General features: G+C 63.4%; 14 protein-coding genes. 4 read left to right on the top strand and 10 right to left on the bottom strand.

Going from position 1 to position 15,094, the window contains the following annotated elements:
- Positions 1–193: 193 nt before the first annotated feature.
- From CWE01_RS27135 to CWE01_RS27100, 8 genes are all read right to left on the bottom strand, one after another.
- On the bottom strand, positions 194–598 hold the full coding sequence (locus tag CWE01_RS27135) for a TraR/DksA family transcriptional regulator (RefSeq protein WP_100943636.1): 405 nt from the start codon (positions 596–598) through the stop codon (positions 194–196).
- A gap of 264 nt (positions 599–862) precedes the next feature.
- Positions 863–2,584 (bottom strand): AMP-binding protein, encoded by a 1,722-nt coding sequence (locus CWE01_RS27130; protein ID WP_100943635.1) that lies wholly within the window; start codon positions 2,582–2,584, stop codon positions 863–865.
- A gap of 21 nt (positions 2,585–2,605) precedes the next feature.
- Entirely contained in the window at positions 2,606–3,904 is a 1,299-nt protein-coding gene (locus CWE01_RS27125) for an acetyl-CoA C-acetyltransferase (RefSeq protein ID WP_100943634.1), read from the bottom strand.
- The gene (locus CWE01_RS27120) at positions 3,901–4,794 is read right to left on the bottom strand and encodes a MaoC/PaaZ C-terminal domain-containing protein (protein ID WP_100943866.1); all 894 of its coding nucleotides are present in this window, start codon (positions 4,792–4,794) and stop codon (positions 3,901–3,903) included. The genes CWE01_RS27125 and CWE01_RS27120 overlap by 4 nt, the downstream gene beginning before the upstream one ends.
- Positions 4,795–4,797: 3 nt before the next feature.
- Positions 4,798–6,150 carry a 3-oxoacyl-ACP reductase gene (locus CWE01_RS27115; protein WP_100943633.1) on the bottom strand — a complete coding sequence of 451 codons (1,353 nt, stop codon included), beginning with the start codon at positions 6,148–6,150 and terminating at the stop codon, positions 4,798–4,800.
- Between the two features lie 33 nt (positions 6,151–6,183).
- Positions 6,184–8,709: an acyl-CoA dehydrogenase gene (locus CWE01_RS27110; protein ID WP_100943632.1), complete on the bottom strand. Its 2,526-nt coding sequence runs from the start codon at positions 8,707–8,709 to the stop codon at positions 6,184–6,186.
- A 257-nt stretch (positions 8,710–8,966) separates the two neighbouring features.
- Complete coding sequence (locus tag CWE01_RS27105; protein WP_100943631.1) at positions 8,967–9,986, bottom strand: branched-chain amino acid aminotransferase; 1,020 nt, start codon at positions 9,984–9,986, stop codon at positions 8,967–8,969.
- A 176-nt stretch (positions 9,987–10,162) separates the two neighbouring features.
- Positions 10,163–11,062, bottom strand: a complete 900-nt coding sequence (locus CWE01_RS27100; RefSeq protein WP_100943630.1) for an NAD(P)/FAD-dependent oxidoreductase — start codon at positions 11,060–11,062, stop codon at positions 10,163–10,165.
- 140 nt (positions 11,063–11,202) lie between these two features.
- Between CWE01_RS27100 and CWE01_RS27095 the strand changes: the two genes are divergently transcribed.
- The 3 genes from CWE01_RS27095 to CWE01_RS27085 all read left to right on the top strand — a co-directional run bounded on the left by CWE01_RS27095 (position 11,203) and on the right by CWE01_RS27085 (position 12,966).
- Complete coding sequence (locus CWE01_RS27095) at positions 11,203–11,688, top strand: Rrf2 family transcriptional regulator (protein WP_100943629.1); 486 nt, start codon at positions 11,203–11,205, stop codon at positions 11,686–11,688.
- The gene (locus tag CWE01_RS27090) at positions 11,685–12,029 is read left to right on the top strand and encodes an FKBP-type peptidyl-prolyl cis-trans isomerase (RefSeq protein ID WP_100943628.1); all 345 of its coding nucleotides are present in this window, start codon (positions 11,685–11,687) and stop codon (positions 12,027–12,029) included. The genes CWE01_RS27095 and CWE01_RS27090 overlap by 4 nt, the downstream gene beginning before the upstream one ends.
- Before the next feature lie 97 nt (positions 12,030–12,126).
- Entirely contained in the window at positions 12,127–12,966 is an 840-nt protein-coding gene (locus CWE01_RS27085; protein WP_100943627.1) for an NAD-dependent protein deacetylase, read from the top strand.
- Here CWE01_RS27085 and CWE01_RS27080 read toward each other — a convergent pair whose 3' ends face one another.
- The gene (locus CWE01_RS27080) at positions 12,967–13,554 is read right to left on the bottom strand and encodes a hydrolase (protein WP_100943626.1); all 588 of its coding nucleotides are present in this window, start codon (positions 13,552–13,554) and stop codon (positions 12,967–12,969) included. It abuts the gene before it with no gap.
- Between the two features lie 103 nt (positions 13,555–13,657).
- Between CWE01_RS27080 and CWE01_RS27075 the strand changes: the two genes are divergently transcribed.
- On the top strand, positions 13,658–14,272 hold the full coding sequence (locus tag CWE01_RS27075) for a TetR/AcrR family transcriptional regulator (protein WP_157815285.1): 615 nt from the start codon (positions 13,658–13,660) through the stop codon (positions 14,270–14,272).
- Positions 14,273–14,336: 64 nt separating this feature from the next.
- Here CWE01_RS27075 and CWE01_RS27070 read toward each other — a convergent pair whose 3' ends face one another.
- Positions 14,337–15,038, bottom strand: a complete 702-nt coding sequence (locus tag CWE01_RS27070; RefSeq protein WP_100943624.1) for a glutathione S-transferase N-terminal domain-containing protein — start codon at positions 15,036–15,038, stop codon at positions 14,337–14,339.
- Positions 15,039–15,094 lie beyond the last annotated feature (56 nt).

Below are 15,094 nucleotides of genomic sequence, written 5' to 3'. Positions count from 1 at the left end.
CGTGAGCTTCTAGTTGTTTTTCTGCATTAAACGCCACTATCGGGCCATTAGCCATGGTCCGTTAGTTGTAGGCCGTTTGCGTCAACAATAGCTGCTGTGGGGCGGGTGTGGAGGTGGGTTTACTGGCGATGGACAGACAGGAATACCGCGTCGTCCGGATCGCCAGCAAGCTGGCTCCTACAAGGGGCAGCGATCAGGCTTGGCGCTGATGCTTGTCGATCTGCTCGTGACGTTCCTGAGCTTCGATGCAGTACTTGGTGGTCGGGCTGATCAGCAGGCGCTTGAGGCCGATCGCCTCGCCGCTGTCGTCGCACCAGCCGAAGGAGTCGTCGTTGATGCGCAGCAGCGCCTGTTCCAACTGCGGCAGCATGCGCTGGTCGCGGTCGATGGCGTTCACCAGCCAGGTGCGTTCTTCTTCAACGGAAGCGGCGTCAGCCGGGTCAGCCGGGGTATCGAGACTCTCGATGGCAATACGGTTCTGCTCGATACGCTCGTGGGTTTCGACTTTCATCGCTTGCAACAGCTCGGTAAAGAAAGCCAGTTGCTCGGCGTTCATGTAGTCGTCCGCCGGCATGGCCAGCAACTTTTCCTTTGTCATTGATTTCTCTATAGAAAATACGTGCATTAAGGCGAATTAGGGAGCGTTCTGTGCACCTGAGGGGATGCACAGAAAGGCGCCGTCCATTCCAAGCGCCACCCGGCACTCAATTTACGAGGGGCGGCAGTCTAAGGCCGAGTTATCGAGTCAGCAACTGAAATGACAGCAAAAACGTCCGATGCGCCCACACAGGCGCTCTGGCGCCCGTCCCGTGGAGACGTATCGGAGTGTGTTTATAACAAGAAATTCACTGCAAAGCGTCAGTTAAGGAGACAAATGGTCACGTAGCGCACGACGTAGCACTTTGCCCACCGTGGTCTTGGGCAGTTCCTCGGTGCGAAACTCGACAATCCGCGGCACCTTGTACCCCGTCAGATACTCCCGGCAATGCGCCAACAACTGGGCCTCGGTCAAGGCCGGGTCCTTGCGCACCACGAAGATCTTCACCCGCTCCCCGGTGACCTGATCGGCAACGCCGATGGCCGCCACTTCCGCGACGCCGGGGTGCAGGGCGACCACATCCTCGATCTCGTTGGGGTACACATTGAAGCCCGACACCAGGATCATGTCCTTCTTGCGGTCCACCAGGCGGATGAAGCCCTGTTCGTTCATCACCCCGATATCGCCGGTCGACAGCCAGCCGGCCCGGTCCAGCACCTGGGCGGTTTCCTCCGGTCGCTGCCAGTAGCCTTTCATCACCTGCGGGCCGCGGACCTGCAATTCGCCCTCCTCGCCCAGCTCTGCCAGCTCGCCGTCTTCGCGCATGAAACGTACCCAGGTCGAAGGCAACGGCACGCCGATGGTGCCGCTGAAATCCCCCTCGCGCATCCGCGCGATGTCGATGGGGCTGATGCTGACCACCGGCGAACACTCGGTCAGCCCGTAGCCTTCGATGATCGGCACGCCGGTCACCTCTTTCCAGCGCCGGGCCACGGCAGTGTGGGTGGCCATGCCGCCGGCAATCGCCAGCTTCAGATCGGAAAAGTCGCGGCCACGGAATTCCGCGTTTTCCAACAGCCCGTTGAACAGGGTATTGACCCCGACAATGCCGCTGAACTTCTCCTTGCGCAGGATCATCTGGACCCGCTTCACGTCACGGGGGTTGGCGATCAGGATATTGCGCCCGCCCAGACACATGAACATCAGGCAGTTCACTGTCAGCGACAGCACGTGATACAGCGGCAGCAGGGTGACGTTGGTCTCCTGCTGGCTCTCATCCAGCTGATTGCCGACCCAGGCCTTGGCCTGCATCAGGTTGGCGAGGATATTACGGTGGGTGAGCATCGCCCCCTTGGCATCACCCGTGGTGCCGCCGGTGTATTGCAGGAAGGCGATGTCCTCGTGGGCCAGCTTGACCTTCCTGGCCTTCATCCTCATCGCCTGCTTCATCATTTGTGGAAAGCGGATCGAGCCCGGCAGATGGAAACGCGGTACCTGTTTCTGGACATGCCGCAGCACAAAATTCAAGGCCGCGCCCTTGAACGTCCCCACCAGGTCACCGATCGCCGCCACCACGACGTTCTTCAGCGCGCTGCCGGGCAGCGCCTGTTCCAGGGTGTGGGCGAAGTTCTCGAAGATCACCACGGTCTCGGCCCCGCTGTCCTTGAGCAGATGCCGGAGTTCGTGGGCGGTATACAGCGGGTTGACGTTGACCACCACCGCGCCCACCAGCAAGGTGCCGAACAGGCAGATCGGGTATTGCAGGCAGTTGGGCATCATCAGTGCCACGCGATCGCCCTTCTCCACCCCGCGGGACTGCAGCCAGGCGGCGAAGGCAAAGGCGCGCTGTTCCCATTCGACATAGCCCATCTCGGTGCCGATGCTGACGTAGGCGACGCGCTCGCGGTACTTCTCCATATGCTCGAGAAACACCTCGCGCAGTGATGGATAACGGTCGATCTCGGTTTCGATATCGGCGGGAACCCCCGGCAGGTAGGCGCTCAACCAGATGCGCTGGTCGATGCTGTGCAGGTTTGCGACGCTCATGGCACTCTCCTTGTTGTTATTTTATTTTTCGACGATGGCGGTCACACCCAGCCCGCCGGCGGCACATACAGAGATCAGTCCACGGCCCTGGCCGCGCTCGTCAATCGCCTTGGCCAGGGTGGCCAGCAAGCGCCCACCGGTGGCGGCAAACGGATGCCCGCAGGCCAGGGACCCGCCATTGACATTGAGCTTGCTGCGGTCGATCGAGCCCAATGCCGCCTCCAGGCCGAGGCGCTCGCGGCAATAGTCGGGGTCTTCCCAGGCCTTCAGGGTGCAGAGCACCTGGGCGGCAAAGGCTTCGTGGATCTCGTAGAAGTCGAAGTCCTGCAAGCCCAGGCCTTCACGGGCGAGCATCCGTGGCACGGCGTAGGCCGGCGCCATCAGCAGGCCCTCGGTGCCATCGACAAAATTCACCGCCGCGGTTTCGCCGGTGCGCAGGTAAGCCAGCACCCGCTGGTTGTTCGCCTGCGCCCATTCCTCGCTCGCCAGCAGGACCACCGAGGCGCCATCGGTCAGTGGCGTCGAGTTGCCGGCGGTCAGGGTGCCGTTGCGTTTGTCGTAAGCCGGGCCCAGGCCGGCGAGCTTCTCCAGGCTGGCGTCGGCACGCAGGTTGTTATCGCGTTTCAACCCGCGATAGGGGCTGATCAGGTCATCGAAGAAACCCCGTTTGTAGGCGGCATCGAGGTGTTGGTGGCTGCTCAGCGCCAGTTCGTCCTGGGCCAGTCGGCGGATCTGCCAGCGCTTGGCCATCTCCTCGCAATGCTCACCCATGGACAACCCGGTGCGTGGTTCACCGTTACGCGGCAGCAGCGGTTTGAAGAACATCCCCGGACGCACCCCGAGCAGGCTGCGCAGCTTGTCGCCCAGGCTCTTGGAGCGGTTGGCCCGCAGGAGGATCTGGCGCAGGGCTTCGTTGATCGCGATGGGCGCGTCCGAGGTGGTATCGGCGCCGCCGGCAATGCCCACGTCGATCTGCCCCAGGGCAATCTTGTTGGCCACCAGCAACGCCGCCTCAAGGCCGGTGCCACAGGCTTGCTGCACATCGTAGGCCGGGGTCTGTGGCGACAAGGTGGTGGACAACAGGGACTCCCGGGCCAGGTTGAAATCCCGCGAGTGCTTGATCACCGCCCCGGCGGCGAATTCCCCCAGGCGCTTGCCCTCGAGACCGTGGCGATCGATCAGGCCCTGCAAGGCCGCCACCAGCAGGTCCTGGTTGCTGTCCTGGCTGTAGACCGTATTGGAACGGGCAAACGGAATGCGATTGCCGCCAAGAATGGCGACCCGGCGCACCGGCGCCGGGTTGAAAGCATAGCTACTCATGACTGATCTCCGCCGATAAAGAGTCCGCGCATATGCGGCTTGTCGCCTGCCGCGTTGCGCACTTCGAATTCATGGCGCGTGCCGGTCGGCGGGACCTTCCACAGCGTCGCGCTGCCGGGCAGGAAGATCGGCAGTTTGAACTCGCAAGCCAGTTCCGCGGCGGCCAACGGCCGCGGTGGTTGTTGCGCCGCCAGTGCCCGGCCCAGGGTCCACATGCCGTGGGCAATAGGCCGCCGGAATCCGAACAGGCGCGCCCCCAGCCAGGAGATATGGATCGGGTTGTAATCGCCGCAGATCCGCGCAAAACGCCGTCCCAGGTTCGCCGGCAAGGACCAGCGCTGGGTCCGCACCAGGGCCGTTTCGTCCAGTTCGAGGACGCCCTGCCAAGGCTCGCCCAGTGGGGAACTGACCCCGCGACGCAGATACAGGCTTTCGCTTTCCCAGACCAGGCCGCCACCACCTTTGGCCCGAGTCACGATCAGCACCGCCTGGCCCTTGGGGTGCGCCACCCAACGCTCGCAATGCACTTCCAGGCGCAAGGCCTGCCCGGCTTCCAGGCGTTGGTACTGGCGAATGCGATTGGCCAGATGGACCATCCCGCTGGCCGGCCAGGGAAAGGCCGGACTGGTCAGCAACAGCAGGTGCAGAGGCAAGGCCAGGTTATGGGGAAACGACAGCGGCACTCCGTGCTCGGGGCGAAAACCACAGGCACGGGCATAGCGGGCAATGTCCGCCTCTACCAACTCTACCGCCGGCCGCACCAGTCGCTCGTCGGACAAGCGCGGTGGGCCTTCGAGCTTGGGCTTGCGCAAGCTGCGCAGGCCGGCCCAGAGCAGGCGGGGTCCGGAAGGCGGCGGATCGATGAGACGAATGGAGGAGTCGGTTTTCATCATTCAGGCCCCCAGCAGGCTTTGCCCGCAGACGCGGACCACCTGTCCCGTGATCCCGCCGGAGGCCGGATGCGCCAGCCAGGCAATGGTCTGGGCGACGTCCTCGGGCTGTCCACCCTGGGCCAGGGAGTTCATCCGTCGTCCCGCCTCACGGATCAGCAACGGGACTTTCGCGGTCATCTGCGTCTCGATAAACCCCGGTGCCACCGCGTTGACCGTGACCTGCTGGCGCGCCGCCAACGGCGCCAGGCCCTGCACCAGGCCGATCACACCGGCCTTGGAGGTGGCGTAGTTGCTTTGCCCCAGGTTGCCGGCGATGCCGGAAATAGACGACACCCCGATAATCCGCCCGCCGGGGTTGATCGCCTGCCCCTCGAGCAAGGCCGTGCTCAAGCGCAACGGAGCCTCCAGGTTCACCGCCAGGACCTTGCGCCAGGCGGCTTCGGTCATTTTCGCCAGGGTCTTGTCCTGGGTGATGCCGGCGTTGTGCACGACGATATCGAAGGCGCCCTGCTCGCCAGCGAATGCCAGCAGTCGCTCGGCCGTCTGCGGCGCGGTGATGTCCAGGGCCAGCGCAGTGCCCCCGAAGGACGCCGCCACGCTCTGCAACTCGGCCTCCACGGCGGGAATATCCAGGCAGACGACCTGGGCGCCCTCACCCGCCAACACCTGGGCGATGGCCAGGCCGATGCCGCGACAAGCCCCGGTCACCAGGGCACGTTTCCCGGTCAGCGGTTTGTCCCAGAGGATATCCCTGGGCACATCCACCGGCTCGGCGATCCGCACCACCTGGCCAGAGACAAAGGCGGAACGCCGGGACAGGAAGAAACGCAGGCTGCTGTCCATTTCCGCCTCGGCCCCCGGCTCGACATACAGCAGTTGCGCAGTGATCGCCCGCCGCAGCTCCTTGCCCAGGGACCGCACGAAACCCTCCAGGGCGCGCTGTGCCACCGTCTGGCCGAGCGATGTGCAGTGCTCCGGCGGCGTACCGAGGACCAGCACCCGGCCGTGGGCACTCAGGCGCCGGACATTGGCGTGGAAGAAGCGGTACAGCTCGTCCAGTTGCTGCACATCGCCCAGGCCGCTGGCATCGAATACCAGCCCCCGGACCTTGACCGTGGACGGCGCATCGATGCTCGCCGGAACCGCGGCCACGGTCTCGGTGGCGGCGAAGATCCGTTGCAGCTCGCCCGACAGGCGCCCCGAAGACCCTGCTGCCAGCACCACCGGATTGAGCAGGTTGCCTGCCTGCCCCTGGCGATAGCGTTGCAACGGCAGCGGTTGCGGCAGGCCCAGGGTCCGAGCCAGCCAGTGACCCCAGGGGGTATTGACGAATGAAAGGTAACCGTCAGCCATGAATAGATTCCGATAAAAACCCGAGAAAGATCATTAAACCGGGTTGCCCGCGGCCACCCGACGCTTGCCCAGGCTCTTGTCCGCCTGATCGATATGCGCCTGGCGCCGCTGCAACGCCTCCAACAGACCAAAGTCCTGGGGAAAATCATCCACCTGGATCGCATGGTCGGCATACTCAACATAGCGCCCGAGCAGCTCGCCCTCCTCACCGCTGATCAGTTGCGCGGCCAGGGCCTTGCTCCGCCAGGGAGTAAACGCCTCGCGGGAGATCGGCAATGGCGCGAGCAGCCCTTGGCGCACGGCCGGTTTCAGGCGGGCCTCGATCAGGTCCACCTGGGGCAGCAGTCGGAACGCCAGTTCACCATAGGCCAACTTGTCGATATCCGGCTGCGGCATATAGGAGTCGGCCAACAGCCGGTCGCGGCTCTCGCCAGGGGTTTGCACCAGTTCGGCGACTTCCGCCAGCAACCGGTCGGAAGGTTTGCGCAAGGTAATGCCGAACGGAAACGCCAGGCCGCGAATCACCCGGCTGGCGGCTTTCGAAGGATAGTTGTCGAGGGTTTCACTCAAGGCTTCATAGGCACGCCACAAGGCATCCTGGGCCGCCCAGTGCACCAGCGGCAGGTCCGCCCGCGGCCGGCCGTCGTCGTCGAAGCGCTTGAGGATGCAAGACAGGATATAGAGCTGCGAAAGAATATCGCCGAGTCGTCCGGTGATGCTTTCCTTGCGTTTCAGCGCCCCGCCCAGCACGCCCATGGAAATATCCGAGACCAGCGCCAGCACCACCGACAGGCGTTCAATCTGCCGATAGTAAGGGGCCAGTGCCGGTTCGGTTTGCGCCGGGGCCTTGAGCAGCCGGCCCGCCGTCAACCCGTGCACCACGGCCCGGACGGTATTGGCCAGGACAAAGCCGATATGCCCGAACATCGCCCTGTCGAAGGCTTCCAGCCCCTCGGGGCCCTGGCGACGGGCCGCCTCCATTTCACGCAGCACATAGGGATGGCAGCGAATCAGCCCCTGGCCATAGATGATCAGGCAGCGGGTCATGATATTCGCGCCCTCCACCGTGATGGCAATCGGGCTTTGCTGGTAGGCCCGGGCCAGGAAGTTGTTCGGCCCCATGCAGATGCCCTTGCCGGCGGCGATGTCCATACCGTCGTTGACAATGGCCCGGGCCCGCTCGGTCACGTGGTACTTGGCGATGGCGGAAATCACCGAAGGTTTCTCGCCGGCATCCAGGGCCGCCACCGAAACCTTGCGCACCGCATCACAGGCATACAGATGCCCGGCCATGCGCGCCAGTGGCGCCTGCACCCCCTCGAACTTGCCGATGGGCAGGCCGAACTGCTTGCGCATCGCCGCATAGGCCGTGGTCCCGCGCACGGCGACCTTGCCCAGGCCGACATTCGCCGAGGGCAGCGAAATCGCCCGGCCGGCGGCCAGGCACTCCATCAGCATGCGCCAGCCATTGCCGACCTGCTCGCGACCGCCGATCACCCACTCCAGGGGAATAAAGACATTCTTGCCCTGGGTCGGCCCGTTCTGGAACACCGCATTGAGTGGCCAGTGCCGCCGACCATGCTGCACCCCCGGATGGGACGTGGGGATCAGCGCGCAGGTAATCCCCAGGCTGCCCGGACTGCCCAGCAGGCCGTCGGGGTCTTCGGCGCGGAACGCCAGGCCGAGCACCGTGGCAATCGGCCCCAGGGTGATATAGCGCTTGTCCCAGGTCACGCTGAAACCCAGCACTTCCTGGCCTTCGAAAGTGCCCTTGCAGACCACCCCGACATCGGGAATCGCCCCGGCGTCGGAACCGGCGTAGGGGCTGGTGAGGGCGAAACAGGGAATGTCCTCGCCACGGGCCAGGCGCGGCAGATAGTACTGGCGCTGGGCCTCGGTGCCGTAATGCAGGAGCAGTTCGGCCGGGCCCAGGGAATTGGGCACCATCACCGAGATCGCCGCCGCCGAACAGCGGGTCGAGAGCTTCATCACCACCTGGGAATGGGCATAGTGGGAGAAGCCTTTGCCGCCGTATTGGCGGGGAATGATCATGCCGAGAAAGCCGGCCTCCTTGGTGTACTGCCAGGCCTGGGGCGACAGGTCCTGCCAGACCTGGGTGGTTTCCCAGTCATTGGCCATGTCGCAGAGGGTTTCCACCTCGTTGTCGAGGAAGGCTTGTTCCTCCGCGCTCAAACGCGCTGGCGCGGCGCCCAGCAGGCGCTGCCAATTCGGTTTGCCGCTGAACAGCTCGGCGTCCCACCAGACGGTCCCGGACTCGATCGCCGCGCGTTCGGTATCGGACATGGCTGGCATGATCTGGCGGAACAGGCCCAGGGCCCGACGCGAGAGCAAGGCCCGACGCAAGGGTCTGACCGCCAGCACCACGGCCGGGGCCAGGAGCAACAGAACGCCGATGGCGGTGCCCAGTGGCCCGACCACGCCGAACAGATAACCGCCGGCCAGCCACACCAGCACGCCCGCCAACCACAGGCCCGCGGACGCCTGCCGATACCTCAGGGCCAAGGCCCCCGCCACAGCCAGCAACAACCAGAAAGTCATGAGCACACCTCTTTGAACAGTCAGGGGAAACCACGGGCACCGATCGTGAATGGCGCCTTGGGCCAGCCATCGCCACGACGACCCATTGGCTCTACCTTACAAAGAATAGGCATTATTTAAAATTATTTTTTAAAATAAATATTTAATTGTTTTGAGTGAACAGGACACGATGGCCAGGCGACACCCACAAAAAAGCCCGACCTGATTGCTCAGGTCGGGCTCTTCAGAAGACTGCCCGGATCAGGCCGTCACAGGTATCAGACCTTGACGATCCAACCCGCCGGGGCTTCGACGTCACCGGTCTGCACGCCGGTCAGTTCGCTGTAAAGGCGCTGGGTCACCGGACCGACTTCAGTCTCGCTGTGGAACACGTGCAGCTTGCCGTTGTACTCGATGCCGCCGATCGGCGTGATCACCGCGGCAGTACCGCAGGCACCGGCTTCCTTGAAGTCGGCGATCTTGTCGATCAGCACATCGCCTTCGATGACCTTCAGGCCCAGGCGCGATTCGGCCAGTTCGATCAGCGACAGACGGGTGATACCCGGCAAGACCGAAGGCGACTTCGGCGTGACGAATTCGTTGTTGTGGGTGATGCCGAAGAAGTTGGCCGAACCGACTTCCTCGATCTTCGAATGGGTCAGCGGGTCCAGGTAGATGCTGTCGGCGAAGCCGCGCTTCTTGGCCTCGGCACCCGGCATCAGGCTGGCGGCATAGTTGCCACCGACCTTGGCCGCGCCGGTGCCTTGCGGAGCGGCACGGTCATAGCTGGAGATCACGAAGTTGTGTGGCTTCATGCCGCCCTTGAAGTAAGCGCCGACCGGGATGCAGAAGATCGAGAAGATGAACTCGGGGGCGGTACGCACGCCGATGTTGTCACCCACGCCGATCACGAACGGGCGCAGGTACAGCGCGCCGCCGGTGCCGTAAGGCGGGATGAAACGTTCGTTGGCGCGGACCACCTGCTTGCAGGCTTCGATAAACACATCGGTCGGTACGTGCGGCATCAGCAGGCGCGAACAGCTGCGCTGCATGCGCGCGGCGTTCTGGTCAGGACGGAACAGGTTGATCGAACCGTCCTTGCAACGGTAGGCCTTCATGCCTTCGAAGCACTGTTGGCCGTAATGCAGCGCGGTCGAACCTTCGCTGATATGCAGGACGTTGTCTTCGGTCAGCGCACCGTTGTCCCACTCACCGTTACGGTAGTACGACAGGTAGCGCTTGTCGGTCTTGACGTAATCGAAACCCAGCTTGTCCCAGTTAATGCTTTCCTGACCCATGGCACCCTCAATCATCTGATAACCGCCTGAATCGCTCAGGCTTATGACATTTTTTTCGCAGGCAACCACAATACTCTATTCAGACAGGAAATCGCAGCCTGGACGACGTGCATGTCCTACATGCGTTTATGCCCGGTCGGGTGTGACAGAGGCTCTTCCCTGAGCCCCCTGCCCCTTCAGTGAGTCGCCATCAGTGACTGATGCACACCGAAACCGGCCATCACCCCGGCCGCCGAGGCCAGTGTGGCGTTATGCATGGGGCTGGCCGCGTCACCGGCGGCAAACACCCCCGGCACACTCGTTTCCTTGCGCTCGTCGACCCGCAGATAAGCGCCCTGGGGACCCTCGTCGAACAGGCAGCCCAGTTGCTCCGCCAGCGAGCTGGCCATATGGGTTTTCGGCCCGGTGAACAGCGCCTCGACCTCGATCAGCCGACCGTCACTCAAACGTACCGCCTCAAGTGCCGGCGCCTGACCCAGCAACTCGATCACCGGGGTCCGTTCGATCCGCACGCCGCGCGCTTGCAGATGGGCCAGTTGCTCGGCATCGGGCTCGTGGATGCCCTGGGTGAAATACACCGTCGGGCCCCAATCCGGGATCATACCGGCCTGGTGCGCGGAAAGCGGCATGGTGGCCAGCACTCCCAAAGACAGGTCACGGACTTCATAACCATGGCAGTACGGACAATGCAGCACCGTGCTGCCCCAACGTTCCTGCAGGCCGGGAATCGCCGGCAATTCATCGCGCAAACCGGTGGCCAGGATCAAGCGGGCCGCCCACTCTTCCCGTCCATCGGCCAGCACCACGCCAAACCCGGCGTCGACCTGGCGGGCCGAGACCACCTCCCCTTGCACGAATTCGACGGTTGGATAGCGCAACAACTGACGCAACGCCTCGTCCCGAATCGCCTGAGGTGACTGACCGTCCTGGCCGAGAAAGCCATGGGCCGTCGCCGCGAACCGATTACGCGGCCGACCGGAATCGATCAACAACACCCGCTGACGGGCCCGGGCCAACTGCATGGCCGCCGACAACCCGGCAAAGCTGGCACCGACCACCACGACAAAATGCGACATGAGCAGGATTCCTTGTAGATTGAACTCACGAAACCTTATAAGTTACGTAACACCTCCGCGTCAACTCCCGTAACTCATCTTGTTACGGAGAGTCGGTTTTGCTATATCTGCCACCTGAATACGCTGAAACGAAGAACTCAATGCGCAACGACAGTCGCCTCTCCCGCATGCTGCATGTGCTGATCCATATGGATCAGCACATGCAGCGCACCACCTCCGAGACCATCGCGCAGATGCTGCGCACCAACCCGGTGGTGGTCCGTCGGACCATGGCCGGGCTGCGGGATCACGGTTATGTGCACTCGGAAAAAGGCCACGGCGGCGGCTGGACCCTGTCCCGGCCCCTGAGTGAAATCACCTTGCTGGATATCCATCGGGCCCTTGGCGCGCCCGAGGTGTTTGCCATGGGCCTGTCGCGGGAAGAACCGCAGTGCCTGGTGGAACAGGCGGTCAACGCCCGCCTCACCGATGTCCTGCAGGAGGCCGAAGCGTTGCTGATCACGCGCCTGGGGCAAGTGACCCTGGCCGAGCTGGCGAGTGATTTCGACCGGCGCCTGGCGCAGAAACGCCTGGAAAACCCCGATCTGGAAATCCTGCATGGGCTACCGACCCTGGAGAAATCATGAGCAACACTGAATTGCAGGTGACCGACCTGCTGGAAGGCGACGGCAAGGCCGTGGTCAAGGGCGCGCTGATCACCACGCACTACCGCGGCACGCTCGAGGATGGCAGCGAGTTCGACTCGTCCCACAGCCGTGGCAAACCGTTCCAGTGCGTGATCGGCAGCGGCCGGGTGATCAAGGGCTGGGACATCGGCCTGATGGGAATGAAAGTCGGTGGCAAGCGCCGGTTGTTCGTGCCAGCGCACCTGGCCTATGGCGAGCGTGGCATGGGCTCGCTCGTCGCACCGGGTGCCGACCTGACCTTTGAAATCGAGTTGCTGGAAGTGCTGACGCGGGACGACTGAACACACCTGCGTCTATCCTTGAGCTTCGATCACGACGACGTGCCCGGCCCCGCCCTATCACCGCCGTGCCAGTCGCTCGATAACCGGAGATGTCCCCATGCCCGATCCGCAGGTCAGCGCGGCCCTGGAAACGCTCTTGCCACTGATGGCCGAGCAGCCCTTTCTGGTGCTCACCGGTGCCGGTATCAGCACCTCTTCCGGCATCCCGGACTACCGCGACAGCGACGGCGTGCGCAGGGGTAAACCGCCGATGATGATCCAGGAGTTCCTCGGCTCGCCTCAGGCCCGGCGTCGCTACTGGGCCCGGGCCATGCTCGGTTGGCCACGGGTGCGCATGGCCCGGCCGAATGCCGCCCACCGGGCGTTGGCCAGCCTGCAGGCGCAACATCACCTCAGCGGCCTGATCACCCAGAACGTCGACACCTTGCATGAGCAGGCCGGCAGTCACGATGTAATCGAACTGCATGGCAGCCTGCACAAGGTCCTGTGCCTGGATTGCGGCGCCCGTCTGGAGCGCGATGCCGTCCAGCTCATGCTGGAGGCGCAGAACCCTTATCTCGCGGGGGTCGAGGCGGTCCAGGCGCCCGACGGCGACACCCTGCTGGACGCCGCCTTCGAGTCGCGCTTTCAAGTGCCCCGCTGCCCGCAGTGCGATGGCGATCGCTTGAAACCCGACGTGGTGTTCTTCGGTGAAAACGTCGCCCCGCTTACCGCCGCCAGGGCCCTGGCCAAGGCCGAGCAGGCGGCGGGGTTGCTGGTGATCGGTTCGTCGCTGATGGCCTATTCGGCCTTCCGGCTGTGCAAGCTGATGGCCGAGCGCGGCAAGCCACTGATCGCCATCAACCTGGGCAAGACCCGCGCCGACGAGTTGCTCGACTTCAAGTTCGCAGCCTCGTGCGAACAGTTGCTGCCGCTGCTGGCCGAGCGCCTGGGCTGATCAGCAACGGATGGGCAGTGCCTCGATCAGCGCCTGGGTCGAGCGAACCCGGGCAATGCGCGGCATGACCTTTTCCATGGAGAAACGATGGGTGTCTTCGCCAAGGCCCGCACAAGCGTCCTCGGCAATCACCACGGCGTAGTTGTGGTGCCAGGCATCCCGGGCGGTGGACTCGACGCCGGAGTTGCTGGCGATACCGCAGACAATCACAGTGGTAATCCCGCGACGACGCAATTGCAGGTCCAGCTCGGTGCCGTAGAAGGCGCTCCAGCTGCGCTTGGTGATCTGCACTGGTGCATTCAAAGCGGCGATCGCAGGGGTCAGCAGCGCCCAGTCTTCCGGCAGCCCACCCGGTGGCACGGCCATCGGCATATCCACCGGCTGATTGAGTTTGTCAGCGTAGTCGCTGGCGAAACCCACACGCACGGCGACCACCAAACCACCCGCCTGGGTCAGGTGTTCACCAAGCCGCGCGGCCCGTTCGGCGACGGCTTGCGAGGTGTGAGGCGCAACCGGCATGGCCATGATCCCCTGCTGCAGATCGATGATCACGAGGGCACAGGTACGAGGATCGAGCGTAAGCGACATGATGATCTCCTGATCGACGAGCGTCGGCTTGCGCAACCAGGCAAGCACGAACGGCGAAGCTGTGGTTAGAATATGAGGATAGCCTCACAATCAGGATATGAGGATGCCCTCACAAACTTCAAGTAAAAAAAATGTCAGCATCCACACGCCGCGCCTGGAACGCGGCAAGCAGCGCGTGGCCGAGCTGATGGCGGCCGCCGCCCGGGTCTTTGCCGAGCAGGGTTATGACGCGGCGACCATGACCGAAGTGGCCGCCCAGGCCCAGGCGTCGATTGGCTCGCTGTACCAATACTTCCCCACCAAGGCGTTGCTGGCCCAGGCCCTCCACGGCGCGCAACTGGAGGTGCTGCGGGGCCGGCTCGAAAGCCTGGCGCAACAGGCAGCCGGCCTGAGCCCACGGCAGATAGCCGAGCGGATACTGGAGGAGTTGTCGCTCTTTCTGGAGGAAAATCCGGCGTTCATCGCCCTGGCCGAACGGCGCGATATCGACAAGAAAGCCAAGGCCGCAACGCGTTCAGGCTTGCTCTCGCTGCTGACCGGGCTGCTGGCCCAGGCACAACCGCCACTGCCGGCCGAGCGCCACGCACTGACGGCGGTGATGCTGCTGGAGCTGATGAAAATCGCCGTATCGCTCAAGGCCCGCGAGTCCGCCGAGATCGCCGAGGGCGTCGTCCAGACATTCAAAAACATGCTGGGCCAACATCTGGACTCACTGTAGAAACTGCCGAAGATCCTTCGGCAGTTCCCCTGTGCTTCCTGGGTGAGAGTGCGCTGCGATCTTCTTATGCCGACGGAATGGTCAGGCCCTTGATCACCGCCGGGCGCGCTACGAACTGCTCCAGGGCGCGGGTCACATGGGGAAAATCCTGGATGCCGACCAGGTCACCGGCTTCGTAGAAACCGATCAGGTTACGAATCCACGGGAAGGTGGCGATATCGGCGATGCTGTAGTCGTCGCCCATGATCCAGCGGCGGCTTTCCAGGCGTTGGTCAAGCACACCCAGCAGGCGCTTGCTCTCGGCGACGTAACGGTCGCGCGGGCGCTTGTCCTCGTAGTCCTTGCCGGCGAATTTATTGAAGAACCCGAGTTGGCCGAACATCGGCCCGATACCGCCCATCTGGAACATCACCCACTGGATGGTTTCATAGCGCCGCGCCAGGTCCTTGGACATGAAACGCCCGGTTTTCTCGGCCAGGTAGATCAGGATCGCCCCGGACTCGAACAACGGCAGCGGCTGGCCGTCGGGACCATTGGGGTCGATGATGGCCGGGATCTTGTTGTTGGGGTTCAACGCCATGAATTCCGGCGTCAGCTGGTCATTGGTAGAGAAACTGACCAGGTGTGCTTCATAGGGCAGGCCCAGCTCTTCGAGCAGGATCGAGACCTTGACGCCGTTGGGCGTAGGCAACGAATAGAGCTGGAGACGGTCTGGATGTTGTGCAGGCCATTTATGCGTGATGGTGAACTCGGAAAGATCAGTCATGAAAAGCTTCCAGCAAGCGATAGGGAATGCGGCAACGGGTCAGGACCTTCCACCCG

The sequence above is a fragment of the Pseudomonas sp. QS1027 genome (genome assembly GCF_002814235.1).
In the GTDB taxonomy this organism is placed as follows: domain Bacteria; phylum Pseudomonadota; class Gammaproteobacteria; order Pseudomonadales; family Pseudomonadaceae; genus Aquipseudomonas.
Note: the sequence above shows the minus strand (reverse complement) of the source record. Positions and strands in the feature narration are given on the sequence as shown.